Below are 16,679 nucleotides of genomic sequence, written 5' to 3'. Positions count from 1 at the left end.
TAAAACAAACCATTGCGGAACAATTTCATGTAACCTGCATCACAATTGCTACCTACGTTTCCATAAGGAGCCACATGTCTGAGCAATGGTTACAGGACTTCAGCGCACTCACCCAAACCTCGGATCCAACAGCCGAACAGATCGAAGCAGTGTTTGAGGCCGGCGGTTTTTGGCGGGATTTCCTCACCCAAACGTGGAATCTGCACACTGCGGAGGGAACACAGGAAATCGCGGAGCTGCTCGCTCACATGGATGCACCCATCCAACACTCGGTGATCACGGATACCGCGGAGGAGCCAGGTGGCGTCACCCGCGTCCATTTTGACTTCACCACCCCGGTCTTCAACGCCAAGGCGATCGCACGCCTGCGCAATGGCAAGTGCTGGACCCTACTCACCTCTGCACGCGACCTTGTGGACTTCCCGGAGCCAAGCGGCAGGAATCGTCCACGCGGCGCAATCCACGGCCAAGCAGGCGACGGCGAAAATTGGGCAGACCGCCGTGCGAAGCGGCGCGCCGCACTCGGCATTACCGAGCAGCCATATGTGCTGATCATCGGCGGTGGCCAGGGTGGCATCGCACTCGCCGCGCGCCTCAAGCGCCAAGGCGTGCCAACTCTGGTGATCGACAAGGCCGAGCGTCCCGGCGACCAATGGCGCGGCCGCTACCACTCCCTGTGCCTCCACGACCCCGTCTGGTACGACCACCTCCCCTACCTGCCATTCCCCGACCACTGGCCCGTGTTCACCCCGAAGGACCAAATGGGCGACTGGCTCGAGCACTACGTAGGCATCATGGACCTGGACTACTGGACCCAGACCGAGTGCCTCAACGCGCGCTTCACCGACGGCACCTGGGAAGTACGCGTGAATCGCGCGGGCGAAGAGCTCACGCTCCGCCCCACCCAACTCGTCTTTGCAACCGGCATGAGCGGCGTTCCCAACAAACCCACGCTCCCCGGCCAAGACACCTTCGCAGGCGAGATCCGCCATTCCAGCGAGCACCCAGGAGGCAGTGCCGACGCAGGCAAGCACGTGGTCATCCTCGGTGCGAACAACTCGGCACACGACATTGCGGCGGACCTGTATGCAAATGGTGCAAAGCCCGTGATGGTGCAGCGTTCCTCCACCCATATTGTCCAATCAGACACCCTCATGGAAGAGGTCTTTGGGCCGCTGTACTCCGAGGACGCCGTGGAGGCGGGCCTCGACACCGACTCCGCCGATCTCCTGTTTGCCTCCATCCCCTACAAAGTGCTCCCTGAGGTGCAGAAGGAGGTTTTTGATCGCATCAGGGTCCGCGACAAAGACTTCTACGACAAGCTGGAAGAAGCGGGCTTCCTCCTGGACTTCGGTGACGACGATTCCGGTCTCTTCATGAAGTATCTGCGCCGTGGCTCTGGCTACTACATCAACGTTGGCGCCTCGGAACTGGTAGCAGATGGCTCCATCCCCGTGTACTCCAACGTGAGCATCCAGGAGGTCAAGGAGCGTTCGGTGATTCTCACGGATGGAACCGAGATTCCCGCAGAAACGATCATTTTGGCCACCGGCTATGGCTCCATGAGCGGCTGGGTTGCGCAACTCATCAACCCTGAAACTGCCGCGACCTTGGGCCTGGTCTGGGGCTTGGGCTCAGACACCACCAAAGACCCCGGCCCGTGGGAGGGCGAGCTACGCAACATGTGGAAGCCAACGCAGGTGGAGCAATTGTGGCTGCATGGCGGAAACCTACACCAATCCCGCCACTACTCACGCTACCTCGCGCTCCAGCTCAAAGCTCGCTATGAGGGCTTGGACACACCAGTACACAAGCTCGCTGAAGTGCACCACCAGGGCTAACAAAAGGGCGATGTTTCACGTGAAACATCGCCCTTTATTAGCCCGCCCGAACCCCTGCCGCCTTGGGCGTCGGTACGCTCATTCAAACACGAAGGTGTCCAAGAAGGATTGAGCTCGGGCGGAGCTGGGGTTTGTGAAGAATTGCTGCGGCGGAGCAACCTCCACAATGCGGCCCGCGTCCATGAACACCACGCGATCAGCTACCGCACGTGCAAAAGGCATTTCGTGGGTCACCACAAGCATGGTCATGCCCTCCTTGGCCAGGTTCATCACCACATCCAAGACCTCGCGCACAATCTCGGGGTCCAAGCTCGCGGTGATCTCATCGAAGAGCAACGCCTTTGGCTGCATCATCAACGCCCGCACAATGGCTACCCGCTGTTTCTGTCCACCAGAGAGCTCACGGGGCTTCGCTTGTGCCTTGTGCCCCAAACCCACCCGTTCGAGCAGTGCCAAGGCGCGTTGTTCCGCTTCCTTCATGTTCGCCCCTTGAACAACCTTGGGGCCAAGCAGAAGATTTTTCAGGACGCTGAGGTGAGGAAAAAGCTCGTAGTTTTGGAATACCATGCCCACCTGCGTGCGCACGTCCTTCCACTTGGTCTTCACTGCCTTCGGGTCACCGGCGGAAATCACCGTGCCGTCAAGCAAAATCTGGCCGCCCTGGATGCTTTCCAAACCGTTCACCGTTTTCAGCAGCGTGGACTTGCCGCAACCGGAAGGTCCGACAATCGCGATCACCTCCCCTGGTGCCACGTCAAGGTCAATACCGTGAAGGGCCTGGAACCCACCTGGGTAGATCTTTTCCACACCGCGAAGGGAAATGAGCGGCGTGCCTTGTGCGTGGACGTCGGTAGGGATATGTGCCACATCAGTGAGGTCACTCATTATGCTTGCCACCTTTGTTCGAGTTTGCGGGACGCCAGGGAAATTGGGAAACACACCAGGAAATACAGCAAGAACACCACACCATAAATCCACAACGCGGCACCTGGATAGTCAAAACGGTTTGCATCAATAATCTGCTGTGCTACCTTCAGGACCTCCACCACACCAATCAGCACCACCAAAGAAGTGGTCATGATCATGCGGTTTGTGAGATTGATGGTCAGCGGAATCAGGCCGCGCACAGCCTGGGGCAACACAACATAGCGATACAGATTTACGCCCTCAATGCCCAGGGCCGCGGCGCTTTGGTATTGATGCTGCGGAGTGGCCTTTATTGCGCCACGAACTAGGTCTCCCATTTCCGCGGTGCCCCAGATGGTGAACACAATGACCGCAGCCACCTTGGAATCCAAATTGATGCCGAAACCCCGAGTCAGATCAAAGTACACCAAGAAGAGCAGCACCAACTGCGGCATGATACGGACAAACTGCAGATAAGCCTGCGTGAGTACAGTAATCACGCGGTTGCTGGAGGTCATTATTACCCCCAGGATCGTGCCGAAGACGATGGAGAGCACCATCGAGGAAAGCGCGATCTGCACAGAGACCCAAAGCCCCTCCAACAGGCGAATGAAGTTTCGCCCTTGGAACAAAATCTCAAGATCCGAAAACACTGCTTCGCACCTTCCTCTCCAGCCAACCCGCACCCAGAGAAACTGGCAACAGGATAATCAGATAGAAGGTGACCAGGAGGAACAGGGCTTCCCTCGTCTCATAGCTCTGGCCGATCTGTTCCTTTGCCGCATACACCAAGTCCGGTAGAGCAACCACGCTCACCACCGAGGTTTCCTTGATCAAAAAGATCACGTTCGCTGTGATGGCGGGAAGCGCGATGGTAAATGCCTGCGGCAAAATCACGTGACGCAACGCTTCCCCACGAGACATTCCCAAAGAAACGGCAGACTGCATCTGAATTGGCTCCACTGCTTCCAAACCCGTGCGAATCGCCTCCGCCATGTAGCTGCCGCCAAGAAACGCAAGGCCCACCACCGCGCAGGTTTCCGAACTCATGGTCAAACCAATTTTGGGCAGACCGAAATAAAGGAAGAACAACTGCACCAACAGCGGCGTATTGCGGGAGAGCTCAATGTAGGCAGCAACGATCTGGCGTAGCACTGGAATACGGAACAGTTTGATTGTGGCGCACACGAGGCCCACAAGAAACGCAACCAGAATGCCTTTGGCGGCAACTCTCACAGTGAGAACTGCCGCCTCAGCGTAGACCGGAAGGTTGTCTACAACAACCGATGTGTCCATAGGGGGATTTAGCGCTCTTCAGCGGAGAACACGAGCTCCTCCGGTGCAATGTCGTCGCCGTAGACAGGGCGCAGGGTCTTCTCAAAGTCGTCGAAGAAGAACTTCTCTGCATCCAAGGTAACCAGCTGCTCATTGAGCCAATCCAACAGGGTGGTGTTGCCCTTTGCCACAGCGGCGGCAATGGTATCTGGATTACCAAGAGAGGTGATGGTTGCGCTGAAGCCTTCGGTCTGTGCCGCCCACGCAAGGGCTTCGGTGTTGTCGGTGACCCATGCGGCGCCACGGCCGTCGATCAGCGCGTTGGTAACCTCGGTGTACTGCTCGTATTTCTGCAGCTCCAGCTCTGGGTGCTCCTGCTCCAGGTATGCCTCGGCGGTGGTGCCCTTCACCACGAGCACGGTGTTGCCCTCGAGGTCGGCCTCAGCGTTGATTGGTGCATTGTCCGGAGAAACTACACCCAGAGAAACCTTGAGGTAAGGATTTGCAAAATCAACCTTTTGGGCGCGCTCTTCAGTGACGGTGAAGTTTGCCAGAATGAGGTCTACTTTGCCGGTATCTACAAATTCCACGCGGGCCGCGGCCTCAACGGGAACAAACTCAACTTCAACGCCAAGATCCTGGGCGATTCGGTGAGCGTATTCGATGTCGTAGCCAGCATATTCTCCGTTCGCATCCACTGAACCAAACGGTGCCTTATCAGAGAACACACCGATCTTGATCACGCCGGACTCCTTGATCTCATCAAGGGTGCGGAAGGTCGCTGCGGAGTCAGTGGCCTCACCGGAAGCCGCGGTGGATTCAGAAGAGCTGCTGGAGCACGCCGAAAGCAGAAGCAAACTGAGAACGGAAAGCAATGCGATGATAAAGACTGAGATCCGCGAGTCGCGGCGGGACAATGCGCTAAGCATATTTCTAATCCTTTGTTCTGGGACAGCGGAGGTGTTCATGGGACATGTGAACACCACTTTTACAGCCAAGCCGTACTAGCCTGTTCGCTCAGCATATACAGCTCTGTCTACTTTTTAATACTTTTCTTGAATGAAATGCATCACGTCGAACCCACACGTAAGAAAGGGCGATGTTTCACGTGAAACATCGCCCTTTTCTCTAGCTCGCCTTCCCCTGCCGCCAGTAGCCCATAAAGGACACCTGCGACCTCGGTACTTCCCGCTCACGCACTAAAACCCTGCGGATGCCAGTGACCATCTTGGACTCCCCGGCGATCCAGTAATACATCTGCGCGTTCGGGTCGCGGTCTTCCAGTTCAGCCCCCTCGGTGGAAAAAGTCGGCGTTTCCCACACAAGCGTTTCCGGCTCATCCCCAACCTCCACGCTCTCCCCCAGCATTTCCTGGGTGAGCAACTCGCCATGTGTGGCGCCTTCGCGCGCCAGCCACCGCACCTCAAAGTTCGGGTGGCGCACGTCGGAAAGCACATCTTGCGCTGTAGGAACCTCAATAAATGCACGGCCACTAAACTCTTCACCCAATCCGCTCAGGATGGAGGCGATGGCGGGGAGGGCGGTTTCGTCGCCGGCAAGCACCACATTGCGCGCCGCACCGGGAAGAAAATCCACGCCCCAGTCACCAGGGATAGTGGGGCCCACAAACAAAAGTTCATCACCGACGGCAACCTCTTGCGCCCACTGCGCCGCGGGCCCACCCGGGTGCAACACAAAATCCACCGCAATCTGCTGTTCCCCGTTGCGCCAGCTCACCTCGCGGATGGTGTAAGTGCGCATCACACCTTGTCCTAGCTCCTGCCACCCGGCGTACCAGTCCGCACCCAGATCCGTGCGGGGGTCCAGGCCAAAGATGAACTTAATCCGCTGGTCAAACACCGGGTCAGCGGGCGTGCACTGCTGCAAAGCTTCACCGCCGAACACAACGCGGACAAGGTGTGGACTCAGAGATTCAACTTCTCGGACTTCAGCGAGCATTGGGAGATACATGATGCCTTCCATAAGGGTGAACAACCGGCGAAGCGGTCACAGGATCTATTTCAACACGGCAACGAATACCAAACACTTCCCCCATGATGGCCTCCGTGACCACCGCTTCGGGCGAGCCTTGGGCAACGATCGCACCGTTTTTCATAGCGATGATGTGGCTGCTGTAGCGGGCAGCCAGGTTCATATCATGCAGCACCATGGCAATCGTGGTGCCCTCCAGCTCAACGAGTAGATCCAGCACCTCGAGCTGGTTTGCCACATCCAAATAGGTGGTGGGCTCATCCAACAGCAACGTGCCCGCACGCTGCGCCAATGCCATGGCCACCCACACGCGTTGGCGCTGCCCACCTGAAAGTTCATCAACCACACGCTCAGCAAGCCCGCTGAGCTGCGTCACCTCCAGTGCGTGCGCCACGGCCTCGTAATCCTCTTGCGCCCAGCGCCCGAACATCCCCTGGTGCGGATAACGCCCGCGGCCCACAAGATCGGCAACGGTAATCCCTGCAGGTGCAATTGGAGTCTGCGGCAATAGGCCCACCTGGGTTGCAAAACGCTTCCTTGGAATACGCTTCAAGGGCACGCCACCAAACGTGACCTCGCCCTCCGTTGGCTCCAGCAGTCCGGATAGCGCCCGCAGCAACGTGGATTTCCCGCAGCCATTGGGCCCGATAATGGAGGTGATCTCCCCTTCGGGGATCGCCACGCTGAGGTCGCGAGCTATCACGCGTTGCTCATAGGCAAGCGTGACCTTGTGCGCCGCCAAACCTTGATTCATTTATGCCGCCCCTTTCTGAGCACGGACAAGCAAGTACAGCAAAAATGGTGCGCCAAGCATGCCTGTGACCACACCCACCGGGTAGCGCGTACCCAAAAGATGCTGGCCAGCAAAGTCAGCGAGCAGCATAATCAGCGCGCCCACCAACGCAGCGGTGAGCATCGGCCACCGCCTTCCCAGACGCATGGCAATGGGTCCAGACATGAAAGCCACAAAACTCACCGGGCCGCACGCGGCAGTTGCAGCAGCAATCAACGTCACGGAGGCCGCGATCAACACCACCCGTGCTCGGCCCGTGTGCACGCCAAGGCCCGCCGCTAGATCCTGCCCGAGCTGCAGCATGGCCAACTCACGGCGCGCGAGCAGCAACACCGGCACACCCACCGCCCAGGTGGCCACCAGTGGTAGCACGCGATCCCATGAGGCACCGTTGATCGAGCCGGTAAGCCAGCGTGAAGCCGCAGCCAAATCCCACGCCGCGGCCTGGGAAAGCACGTAGGTCACCACGCTCATGAGCATGGAAGAAATACCAATGCCGATGAGGATCAGCCGCGTACCAGAGAAGGTGCCGCGTATGGCGAGCAGGTAAATCGCCGCCGCGGTGATGAGAGCCCCCGCGAGCGCCGCAAGAGAAGTGGCGGTCTGGCCCGCACCAAACGTCACCAAAGCCACCACGCCAAACGCGCTGGCGCCTGAGGAAATACCCACGATGTCCGGCGAGGCCAATTGATTCCGCAGCAGCGTCTGAAACGTCAGCCCCGCAATACCAAAGCAACTGCCGCCTACAACAGCAAGGATTGCGCGAGGTAGCCGCAGCTCCCCCACCGCATAGCTGGCTGATTTCACCTGCTCACCAGCAAGCACCCGCAGCACTTCCATGAGGGAGTAGGTGCGCTCGCCAACCATCAACGAAGCCGCTAAGCACACCAATAGCAGGAGCAGAAGCGTACCGACGATGCTGACGTTCCTTCGCACAGCCGCCGCCTGCAATGATCGAAGATTCCGAAGAGTCACAGCTCACGCACCCTTTGACGCCGCACAATCCAAATAAATACCGGAGCACCGATCAGCGGGAGCAGCACACCTACAGCCACTTCCTCGGGTCTTGCCACGAGGCGTCCTACCACGTCGGCAGCTGCGAGCAACGCCGCCCCGTAGAGTGCACATGCGGGCAGCAGCCAGCGATGATCAATCCCCATCAGCAGACGTAGCACGTGGGGAACGATCAGCCCCACAAACGCCACGGGCCCAGCCACACTGGTAGCAGCACCGGCCAGGATCACAGCAGAGGCCGCGATGAGGGCGCGCTGCGCGCTCACGCTCGCGCCGAGCCCTGCCGCCAGGTCGTCGCCAAGCGCGAGGAGGTTCATGCCCATCACCGTCGCCGCCGCAAGGACCATGCCCACGGCGACAGCAGGTGCAGCCCAACGCAGTTGTTCCCATGAGGTGCCGCCTACACTGCCAATCTGCCAGAAGCGGAACACATCCATCACCTCTACTCTGGGCAGCAATACGGCGCTGACCATGGAACTCAAGGCCGCGGCGGTTGCTGCACCTGCGAGCGCGAGCTTTAACGGTGTGGCGCCGCCGATGGAACCAACCGCGTAGACAAACAGGGCGGCTGTGGTTGAGCCGCAGATCGCAACGAGCATTGTGGTGAGCGTGCCGGAAAGGTCAAAGAAGGCTATCCCCACCACCACGAATAGGCTCGCGCCGGCGAGCACGCCGAAAATTCCGGGCTCTGCCAGCGGGTTGCGCGTCACGGCCTGCATTCCGAGCCCAGATACGGCGAGTGCCGCGCCCACCAGCAGCGCGGCAAGTGTGCGCGGGATGCGCGTGAGCACTGCGGCTTGGTCCGTGGTCTCGCCGTGTCCGCTGAGCGCCTGCCACACTGCTTCCGGCGGCACTGAGCGCGCACCGAACATCAGCGAGGCCAGCGCCGCTGCCAGCATGAGCAGCAACCCGACGAGCAGGACCGCCTGCTTCGCCCCCAGCCCGGGACTAGTTGAGCGCTTCTGCAAGCTGGTCAAAGTAGTCATTGATGCCCCACGGGATGGAAAGTGGGGTTGGGTTGGTGCTTGCTGCGAGCGGGCCATTGCCCAGGAACGCCACGTTGCCCTCTGCGATGGCTGGGATCTTGCTCCACAGTGGGTCTTCCTGCAGCTTCTTCAGCAGGGCTTCGTTTTCGGCGGGGTCATCGGAGCCGTAGGTCACGATCAAATCCACGTCATCGAACAGCTCTGGCTGCTCCGCGGAGACCTCTTCCCAGAAGGATTCAGAGGTTTCGCTGTACTGCGCCACGGTCTTGGGCACGCCGAAGCCCGCCTGCTGGAGAAAGCCCGCGCGTGGATCGGCGGTGGTGTAGAAGCCGATCTTGGAAAGGTCGCTCTCCCCGCCGAATGCCGTGAACAGCACGTTGGTGCCTTCAAACTCCGGGTGCGCGGCAAAAGCGCTGGCAACCTGGGCATTGAGGTCCTCAACCAGGGCCTTGCCTTCCGCTTCCTTGCCCATTGCCTGAGAGATGATCTCAATGTTTTCCGCCAGCGGCGTGGACCAGGCTTGCTCTGGGTAGGCGATGGTCGGGGCGATCTTGCTCAACTGATCGTAGTCCTCCTGCGTGATGCCGGAGTAGGAAGCAAAAATCACGTCTGGCTCGGTGGCGGCAACGGCCTCAAAGTCGATGGAGTCGGTCTCATCAAACAGCGCTACCTCGCCCGCGCCGAGCTCTTCGAGCTTTTCGGAAACCCAGGGCAGCAAGCCGTCGGAATCGTCATCGCCCCAGGTCACCTTGGCCATGCCCACCGGCACTACGCCAAGCGCCAGCGGCACCTCGTGGTTCGCCCAAGCCACAGTCGCAATGCGCTCCGGCTGTTCGGTAATGGTGGTCTCGCCGTACACATGCTCGATGGTCACGGGCTGGAAAGAGGCATCGCTTGCCGACGTTCCCGCGGCGGCAGGTTCTTGGGGAGCATCGGTGGTGCAGGCTGCCAAGCTCAAGGCGAGGGCGGCCGCCAGTGCGCCGGTACGAAGTTTCATTGGGGTCCTTTCAAGTTCTGCAAACGTTGGAAACGCTATCACCCCAGGGCTTAGGGAACCCTAATTTTTTGGCGATGTTGTCAGCTCACGCGCATGGGAATAAGCCCTGCGGCATCCTTGTTGCACCACTCATGAACATTTCTAGACAAACTGGTCTATGTTATCCGCACCACCAGAGTTGAATAATTCCTTGACCTTGGTGTTTAATTGGCCGAACAACAATAAGGCAAACAAGGGCAAAATAGACTGATCGGTCTTGCAATTGTTTGCATCCTCATGAACAAGGAGCAACATGTCCACCAACACCTCCACCACGAGGCGCCTGCCTGGCTGGGCCACCGGCTTCGGCGCGCAAGTGACGCTGGGCCTCATCGTGGGTCTCATCCTGGGCTTGATCGCCCGGAGCCTCGACACCGCCGAGGAGACAAGCTGGCTCACGAACATCCTGAGCTGGGTTGGTTCCACCTATGTCCAATTGCTGAAAGTGATGATCCCGCCGCTGATCCTCGCCGCGGTGATTACTTCCGTTGCCAACCTGCGCAAGGTCACTGGCGCAGCAAAGCTTGCTGTGAGCACCCTGGTGTGGTTCGCAATCACGGCGTTCTTCTCCGTGATCGCCGGCATCGTGGTGGCGCTCGTGATGCGCCCAGGTGAGAACACCAGCATCGACCCATCCACCGCAGCGGAGCCCTCCACCACTGGTTCTTGGCTGGGCTTCATCAACTCGATCGTGCCCCAAAACATTTTGGGTCTCGGAGCTTCCACCAGCCAGAGCGGCAGCATCTCCTTGAGCTTCAACGTGCTGCAACTGCTGGTGATCGCCTTTGCTCTCGGCATCGCGGCGGTCAAGGCCGGCAAGTCCGCCGAGCCGTTCATCACTTTCGCCGAATCTGTTTTGAAGGTGGTGCAGGTGATCCTGTGGTGGATCATCCGCCTGGCCCCAATCGGCACTGCAGCGCTCATCGGCCGCGCCGTTTCCACCTATGGTTGGGAGGCTTTGGGCAGCTTGGGCAAGTTTGTGCTCGCTATTTACGTTGGCCTCGCGATTGTGGTTGGCCTCATCTACCCCGCCGTGCTCGCCGCACACAAGATCCCAGTGCTTGGTTTCTACAAGCGCGTTTGGCCAGTGACCTCCCTGGGCTTCGTGACCCGCTCCTCCATGGGCGTCATGCCGGTGAACCAGCGCGTCACGGAATCCATGGGTGTTCCACGTGAATACGCTTCCTTTGCCATCCCGCTCGGTGCAACCACCAAGATGGATGGCTGCGCAGCGGTGTACCCCGCGATCGCCGCGATCTTCGTTGCACAGTTCTACGGAATCGACCTCAGTTTCACCCACTACCTGCTGATCATCTTCGTTTCCGTGATCGGCTCCGCAGCAACAGCCGGTACTACTGGCGCAACCGTGATGCTCACGCTCACGCTTTCCACCCTTGGTTTGCCACTCGCGGGTGTAGGCCTGCTACTTGCCATCGAGCCAATCATCGACATGGGCCGCACCGCCGTGAACGTCACCGGCCAGTCGCTCAGTGCCCTGATCGTGGCAAAGCGCGCAGGTATTTGGGACGCCTCAGTGTGGGAGGCCAACGAACGCCCCTTGGATGAATCCGCCGAGGTAGCCACAGTAAGCGAGCGCACCTCCGTTCGCGTATAACAGCAACAGGAAGAAGGCACCCACTCGCGGTGCCTTTTTTCGTACCGACGTCCACCGCTCCCACCGCCGGTCACAGGGCTACCATTGCCACTATGCGCCTCAGGTTTTCCCAAGTTGATGTGTTTCACACTGGCCCCTGTACCGGTAATCCGCTAGCCGTTGTGCACAACGCCGATGGATTGAGCGATGAACAGATGCAGTCTTTTGCCAACTGGACCAACCTCAGCGAAACAACATTCCTCTTGAACCCCACGCACCCAGACGCGGACTATCGGGTGCGGATCTTTACACCGCATGAAGAACTGCCCTTCGCAGGACACCCCACCCTTGGGTCCGCATACGCACACCAGCAAGAGACGGGTATCAACGCCGAGCGTCTTGTTCAAGAATGTGAAATCGGGCTGGTAGAAGTCCGCGTTGATTCCGCCAATGAAGAACCTGTATTTGCGTTCAAAGCCCCCGAACTCATTGAAGAGCGGGATCCTACGGCGGACGAGCTTCGGCAAGCACTGCGTGGACTAGGGCTTCATCGTTCGCAGGTGCACGATGCCCACTGGCTCGTCAACGGTCCAAAGTTCTTAGGCATCCTTCTTGACGGCGTGGATACCCTGCGCACGGTGAAGCCGGATTACGGCCTGTTGGCCGAGGTGGCGGGCACGGGAATTGGCCTATTCTCCTTTGCTCAAGATGAGGCGTTCGATGCCGAAGTCCGTGCGCTTATCCCCGGCCTCGGGGAAGACCCGGTGACGGGCTCATTGAACGCTGGTTTTGCGAAGTGGTTGGGCGGCACAGGCCGGCTTCCTGACACCATGACTGTGCGCCAGGGGACCATGGTGGGACGCCGGGGTGAAGTGCGGGTGAGCAGTGAAGATGGTGAGTATTGGATCGGGGGTCGTTGCCAGAAGCTGATCGAAGGCAGTGTTGCCTTCTAGCCACGCAGAAAAATCAATGTTTCACGTGAAACATAGGCGTTTCTAGCGGAAGGGTACCTCGCCGATGGTGCGGCGCAACTTCCTGGTGCGCAGCTTTTCCGGGTCGAGGGCCAGTTCCTCCACCGCTCGTACCGCACACATCACATGCGCTTCCTTTGAATTGGCATAAAAGGTTTGCGCCGCTGCCGGGAGCTTAGGGACCGCGTGCAGCGGCAGGTCAGACACGCTCAGCAAGGTACCGTATGGAATGCGATAGCGATATCCGTTGGCAGCGAGGGTTGCCGATTCCATGTCACACGCAGCGGCGGTGGAACCGCGCAGTAACTCCCAGAGTTTCTTCGGGGTGTGCCATTCCCAGTTCCGGTCATCGGTGGAGAGCACCGTGCCGGTGCGCATGAGCTGCAGGTCCTCGCCGTAGATGGTGCGCACGGACTTCTCCAGCGCCTTTTGCACTTCGGGCACGGCAGGAATCGGCAGCTCCAGGGGGATGTGCCCATCCAGGAGGTGGTCTTCCCGCTGGTAGGCGTTGCCCAGGATGAGATCGCCGATTCGCATGCGTCCGTCCAAGCCCGCGCAGTGGCCAATCATCACCCACGCCTCCGGGCGAAGCACCGCCAGGCAGTCAGTGATAGTTTTCGCGTTCGAAGGGCCAACACCAATGTTGATCATGGTGATCCCCATGTTGTCCTCTGCCAACAGATCCAAACGCGGCATCTGGTGGCCGGTTGTGAGGTCAATCGCGTCTGCTGCCGATGCGGCGTTGCGGTCAATGCGGTGGCCGTCGGAAAGCATGAGTCCCTGATACCTGGAGCCTTCGCGGGACAGCTCGGCGAGAGCGAAGCGGAGGAACTCGCGAGTGTGCATAGCGTAGTTGGTGAACAGGATGTAGCGCTGGACTGAGTCGGGAGCGATGCCGGTGTAATGGCTGATGCGAGCGCAGGCGATGTCGAAGCGCTGTGGAGTGAAGTGGAAGAGGGGTTTTTCGGGGCCGTGGAAGGCTTCCCAGTCGCCGTCGATGATGGCGTCGTCCACGTCGTCGAGCGTGGGCCTGGGCACGAACTCGCCCGTATCACCTGCCCGGCGCGCCTCGGTGAGGCCCTCAATGCCATCAATGTATTCCGGCGGGATGCGCACATCCGAGCGCACAACCTCAATTTCACAGTCATAGTTGCTGCTCAGGCGCTCAAGTTGGGAGAAGAGGTACTGGCGCATCAGCTTGGGGCGGGAAAGCACCGCCGAGTAGACGCCGGCCTCATCCACATAGCCGTAGGCCTGGGTGCGGTCGATGGGGTGCCAGCTTTTCACCGTAACGATCAACTTTGGGTAGACCACCTCGGCGTAGCGCGCGTAGTCGCCGTTCTCAAAGACCTCGCGGGCGATCTGGGTGGATTCCTCGTAGATCTCCACCAATCGTTCTACTGCGGTTCCAACGTCCATGATTCCTCCCTCACCCCGCGCGTTCACTTTCTCCTCGAGCTTAATGGTGCTGCGTGGATCCCGCCCGGTGGCGGCTCCGCGGCCTCGTACCAGGGGTACGGCGACGCTAATGCAACGCCGCGAGCGGAACCACCCAAATGCCATCGGCTCGACGATACAACTGCTTCCCGGCGTGCACTACTACCCCAGCCGCGAACTTTGGCCCAATTGTTTCCTTCAGCCAGAGCAGGTGCTTCACGTCGTCATCTTTGACCACAGGAGAGACCTTCACCTCGATGCCGACAATCCGCTGGTTTTCATCTTCCACAACGACGTCTACTTCCCTGTCTCCCTTTTGCGTGCGCAGGTGCCAACACTTGGCATTGAGCGCTTCAGCAGCCACTCGTACGCTCAGCACCACTAAGGATTCAAATAGTTGCGCAAACAATTGCGCTTGCTTTGGATCCCCACTCAGCAGGCTGCGCGGATTTTCGCCAAGGAGGCGGGCGGCCAACGCTGGATCGCAGAGATGGTGTTTCGGGGATTTTATGGTCCTTGGAAACTTTGCCTGCACAGGTGACCAAGCCGGAAGTGGTTCCAAAATCATGAGCTGCTCGAGCAGGTTGCGGTACGCCTCTGCAGCTCCGCGCGAAGGCTTCTCCGACTCACCAGGGGTGGCAGAATCCAGAATCTCCGTGTAGCTGGTTGTTTGAGAGGTCGCCATTGCGTATGCCCGCAACCAGCGGGTTAGCGCGCCTGGGTTGCGCACATTGAGACCCAGCTGTGGAAATTCATGGGTCGCAAGCAACTGAATATAAGAATCCAGCCTCCGGGTGCGGAGCATTTCCGGCAGGTCCATGATCCCTGGCAGTCCTGATCTGCAGACCTCGGTTGCATAATCCTCGATAGAGGCATCGATTTCTTGGGCTTGCACTGAATCCGTGTTGCCAGAAAAGAAATCAATCAAGCCGACCAACCGTTGGGCGATGGATCGTTCTTGGACGGCAAACGGCCGCATCCGAATTGTATCGATGCGCGCCGCACCTGAATGGATTTGGCTTCCCAACGGTGGAAACGCACTACCTGTGAGAAGGTACGAGCCAGGCTTTGCCCCATCATCTACAGCGCGCCGCACCAAATCCCATGAGGGGGTATATCGCTGCAATTCATCCAGCAGCAGCGTCCCTTCGCTCTCACTGATGAGTTCCGGCCTTGCCTCCAGTAGTTCTTTGACGCCAGGGTTATCAAGGCGAAAATCGGCAGCAGCCCGCTGTAAAGCCGTTGCCGTCTTGCCAACACCTTTTGGCCCTTCAATGGCAATTGCAGGGAGGTGCTCAATGTAGTTATCAAGCAAGTCATCTATCACTCGACGCACGTAGATTCCAGACACACTTTGCAGCATACTTAAAAATGGCTATCTAGATGCGCTAATGGGCAAATAACACCCTTTTTAATGTACAAATCCCACCCTTTTTAATGTACAAATCCCACCCTCAGCTCACCCATAGGAACCGCTAACCCAACCAAAGGTACTCCCCCGGTACGGCACGGATACCAGGCCTCGCTCGGTCTACTGCGGCAGGCTTCAGGGCGTCGGAGCGTCGGCCTTCGGGCAGGCGCAAGGGCGCGTCGAAGCGCTACAGTTGCGCGTCGATGGCTTCGAGCGCTGGGCGAAGCTGGGTGCGCCACACGGTGCCCACGCGATCGTCGGCACGCCCTGGCCCTCCGTTGATCACCGCAACCTCTTTGCCCTGCTTTATCGCATCCAATACGATGCGCATGCCGCTCATCACCGCCAACGAACTGCCCGCCACCAACACGGATTGCGATTGTTCTAGCAATTCCGCTACCTGGGCTTTGCGTGCGGCTGGCACTGGCTCGCCAAAGTAGACCACGTCGGGTTTGAGCAGGGGTGAGCCGCAGCTGAGGCAACCGAGAAGGTTGAATCGGAAGACGTCGGATTCGTTCAAGGTCACGTCGCCGTCCGGGTTCACCATGTCCGCTTCAACGCGAATCGACTCGAGGTAGCCAGGATTAACCGCTTCCAGGCGTGCATCAAACGCGTGCCGATCCTCCCTCCGCCCGCAATTCAAGCACACCACGGTAGCCAGATCGCCGTGGAGCGCTACCACGTTGCGGGACCCGGCGGCTTGATGCAACCCATCGACATTCTGTGTAACAACCCCGCTGACCAGGCCATTTACCTCCCACTTGGCAAACAGCTCATGCACACGGTTCGGGGCAGCGGCATCCATGTGACGCCAACCGACGAAGCTGCGTGCCCAATAGCGGTGCAACGCCGCCGGATCGTGGCGAAACTCCTGGTAGGTCATCGGCCGATGCCGCGAAAGCGAACCGCGCGGACCACGGTAATCCGGGATGCCTGAGTCAGTGGATACCCCCGCCCCAGAAAGCACCAGCACATTGCCTCGCGCTACTTGCTCGGTGATGCGGGCCTTGGCGACGTCGGCAGGCGTTGGGTCCACCTTTTCCTCCACCACACGCGCAATCGAGCGCAGCGCAGAGGCATGCGCCATAGCAACGGCCGGATCTTCCATGCTGGCCATTGTTTACCCGGGGTGAGCAAAGCGCAAGTGGGCGCATGCCGAAGCTGTGTGTCCGTGCTCAGGGGTTTGGCCCGGTTCGCAGGGGCGTTTTGGGCGTTGGTCGATGGCTTAAAGTCGATAGGACGGCGCGTTGGTCGATAGGGGACCGGGATTTGGGGAAAAACGCGTCCTATCGACTTTGAATCGGCCTGAGTTTTTCGGAGACTACAGGTAAAAGCCTTACTGGGCTTTTCGGGTGGTGTTGAATTCCTCGTAGTCCTGCTCGTATTCGATCGGGGGAACGTCACCGATCGACGAGTGCAGACG

General features: G+C 59.1%; 15 protein-coding genes. 3 read left to right on the top strand and 12 right to left on the bottom strand.

Annotated features, from left to right (window positions below; all coding sequences use genetic code 11):
• The first annotated feature begins 74 nt into the window (after positions 1–74).
• Positions 75–1,841 carry an NAD(P)-binding domain-containing protein gene (locus NQ050_RS08110; protein ID WP_257038793.1) on the top strand — a complete coding sequence of 589 codons (1,767 nt, stop codon included), beginning with the start codon at positions 75–77 and terminating at the stop codon, positions 1,839–1,841.
• Between the two features lie 78 nt (positions 1,842–1,919).
• Here NQ050_RS08110 and NQ050_RS08105 read toward each other — a convergent pair whose 3' ends face one another.
• From NQ050_RS08105 to NQ050_RS08065, 9 genes are all read right to left on the bottom strand, one after another.
• Positions 1,920–2,726 (bottom strand): amino acid ABC transporter ATP-binding protein, encoded by an 807-nt coding sequence (locus tag NQ050_RS08105; RefSeq protein WP_257038792.1) that lies wholly within the window; start codon positions 2,724–2,726, stop codon positions 1,920–1,922.
• The gene (locus NQ050_RS08100) at positions 2,726–3,400 is read right to left on the bottom strand and encodes an amino acid ABC transporter permease (RefSeq protein ID WP_257038791.1); all 675 of its coding nucleotides are present in this window, start codon (positions 3,398–3,400) and stop codon (positions 2,726–2,728) included. The genes NQ050_RS08105 and NQ050_RS08100 overlap by 1 nt, the downstream gene beginning before the upstream one ends.
• Positions 3,384–4,043: an amino acid ABC transporter permease gene (locus NQ050_RS08095; protein ID WP_257038790.1), complete on the bottom strand. Its 660-nt coding sequence runs from the start codon at positions 4,041–4,043 to the stop codon at positions 3,384–3,386. Before NQ050_RS08095 ends, NQ050_RS08100 begins: the two co-directional genes overlap by 17 nt.
• 8 nt (positions 4,044–4,051) lie before the next feature.
• Positions 4,052–4,951, bottom strand: coding sequence for a transporter substrate-binding domain-containing protein (locus tag NQ050_RS08090; protein ID WP_257038789.1), 900 nt, complete (start codon positions 4,949–4,951; stop codon positions 4,052–4,054).
• 199 nt (positions 4,952–5,150) lie between these two features.
• Positions 5,151–5,993 carry a siderophore-interacting protein gene (locus NQ050_RS08085; RefSeq protein ID WP_257038788.1) on the bottom strand — a complete coding sequence of 281 codons (843 nt, stop codon included), beginning with the start codon at positions 5,991–5,993 and terminating at the stop codon, positions 5,151–5,153.
• Positions 5,971–6,768 carry an ABC transporter ATP-binding protein gene (locus NQ050_RS08080; RefSeq protein WP_257038787.1) on the bottom strand — a complete coding sequence of 266 codons (798 nt, stop codon included), beginning with the start codon at positions 6,766–6,768 and terminating at the stop codon, positions 5,971–5,973. The genes NQ050_RS08085 and NQ050_RS08080 overlap by 23 nt, the downstream gene beginning before the upstream one ends.
• Positions 6,769–7,782 (bottom strand): iron chelate uptake ABC transporter family permease subunit, encoded by a 1,014-nt coding sequence (locus NQ050_RS08075; protein ID WP_257038786.1) that lies wholly within the window; start codon positions 7,780–7,782, stop codon positions 6,769–6,771. It abuts the gene before it with no gap.
• Positions 7,779–8,807, bottom strand: a complete 1,029-nt coding sequence (locus NQ050_RS08070; RefSeq protein WP_373456430.1) for a FecCD family ABC transporter permease — start codon at positions 8,805–8,807, stop codon at positions 7,779–7,781. The genes NQ050_RS08075 and NQ050_RS08070 overlap by 4 nt, the downstream gene beginning before the upstream one ends.
• A complete protein-coding gene (locus NQ050_RS08065; protein ID WP_257038785.1) occupies positions 8,770–9,804 on the bottom strand; it encodes an iron-siderophore ABC transporter substrate-binding protein in 1,035 nt (344 codons plus the stop codon). The genes NQ050_RS08070 and NQ050_RS08065 overlap by 38 nt, the downstream gene beginning before the upstream one ends.
• Before the next feature lie 292 nt (positions 9,805–10,096).
• Here NQ050_RS08065 and NQ050_RS08060 point away from each other — a divergent pair, with 292 nt between their 5' ends.
• Together NQ050_RS08060 and NQ050_RS08055 are read left to right on the top strand one after the other, a co-directional pair.
• Positions 10,097–11,458: a dicarboxylate/amino acid:cation symporter gene (locus NQ050_RS08060; RefSeq protein WP_257038784.1), complete on the top strand. Its 1,362-nt coding sequence runs from the start codon at positions 10,097–10,099 to the stop codon at positions 11,456–11,458.
• Positions 11,459–11,550: 92 nt separating this feature from the next.
• Complete coding sequence (locus NQ050_RS08055) at positions 11,551–12,390, top strand: PhzF family phenazine biosynthesis protein (RefSeq protein ID WP_257038783.1); 840 nt, start codon at positions 11,551–11,553, stop codon at positions 12,388–12,390.
• 42 nt (positions 12,391–12,432) lie between these two features.
• On the opposite strand, the gene amn is transcribed toward NQ050_RS08055, so the two are convergent.
• The 3 genes from amn to NQ050_RS08040 all read right to left on the bottom strand — a co-directional run bounded on the left by amn (position 12,433) and on the right by NQ050_RS08040 (position 16,364).
• Entirely contained in the window at positions 12,433–13,827 is a 1,395-nt protein-coding gene (amn, locus tag NQ050_RS08050) for an AMP nucleosidase (RefSeq protein ID WP_257038781.1), read from the bottom strand.
• A 106-nt stretch (positions 13,828–13,933) separates the two neighbouring features.
• Positions 13,934–15,208: an ATP-binding protein gene (locus NQ050_RS08045; protein ID WP_257038780.1), complete on the bottom strand. Its 1,275-nt coding sequence runs from the start codon at positions 15,206–15,208 to the stop codon at positions 13,934–13,936.
• A gap of 235 nt (positions 15,209–15,443) precedes the next feature.
• Positions 15,444–16,364 (bottom strand): Sir2 family NAD-dependent protein deacetylase, encoded by a 921-nt coding sequence (locus tag NQ050_RS08040; RefSeq protein WP_257038779.1) that lies wholly within the window; start codon positions 16,362–16,364, stop codon positions 15,444–15,446.
• Positions 16,365–16,679: the final 315 nt, after the last annotated feature.

It is taken from the genome of Corynebacterium sp. 122RC1, assembly GCF_024580955.1.
Classification (GTDB): Bacteria; Actinomycetota; Actinomycetes; order Mycobacteriales; family Mycobacteriaceae; genus Corynebacterium; species Corynebacterium kozikiae.
The sequence above is the reverse complement of the archived record's forward strand: the minus strand, read 5'-3'. Positions and strand labels throughout refer to the sequence as shown.

Bases quoted from the DNA above. Each gene is read 5' to 3' on its own strand.
- NQ050_RS08110 (WP_257038793.1), top strand. From the start codon at position 75: ATGTCTGAGCAATGGTTACAGGACTTCAGCGCACTCACCCAAACCTCG.
- NQ050_RS08105 (WP_257038792.1), bottom strand. From the start codon at position 2,726: ATGAGTGACCTCACTGATGTGGCACATATCCCTACCGACGTCCACGCA.
- NQ050_RS08095 (WP_257038790.1), bottom strand. From the start codon at position 4,043: ATGGACACATCGGTTGTTGTAGACAACCTTCCGGTCTACGCTGAGGCG.
- NQ050_RS08090 (WP_257038789.1), bottom strand. From the start codon at position 4,951: ATGCTTAGCGCATTGTCCCGCCGCGACTCGCGGATCTCAGTCTTTATC.
- NQ050_RS08085 (WP_257038788.1), bottom strand. From the start codon at position 5,993: ATGTATCTCCCAATGCTCGCTGAAGTCCGAGAAGTTGAATCTCTGAGT.
- NQ050_RS08080 (WP_257038787.1), bottom strand. From the start codon at position 6,768: ATGAATCAAGGTTTGGCGGCGCACAAGGTCACGCTTGCCTATGAGCAA.
- NQ050_RS08070 (WP_373456430.1), bottom strand. From the start codon at position 8,807: ATGACTACTTTGACCAGCTTGCAGAAGCGCTCAACTAGTCCCGGGCTG.
- NQ050_RS08065 (WP_257038785.1), bottom strand. From the start codon at position 9,804: ATGAAACTTCGTACCGGCGCACTGGCGGCCGCCCTCGCCTTGAGCTTG.
- NQ050_RS08060 (WP_257038784.1), top strand. From the start codon at position 10,097: ATGTCCACCAACACCTCCACCACGAGGCGCCTGCCTGGCTGGGCCACC.
- NQ050_RS08055 (WP_257038783.1), top strand. From the start codon at position 11,551: ATGCGCCTCAGGTTTTCCCAAGTTGATGTGTTTCACACTGGCCCCTGT.
- amn (WP_257038781.1), bottom strand. From the start codon at position 13,827: ATGGACGTTGGAACCGCAGTAGAACGATTGGTGGAGATCTACGAGGAA.
- NQ050_RS08045 (WP_257038780.1), bottom strand. From the start codon at position 15,208: ATGCTGCAAAGTGTGTCTGGAATCTACGTGCGTCGAGTGATAGATGAC.
- NQ050_RS08040 (WP_257038779.1), bottom strand. From the start codon at position 16,364: ATGGAAGATCCGGCCGTTGCTATGGCGCATGCCTCTGCGCTGCGCTCG.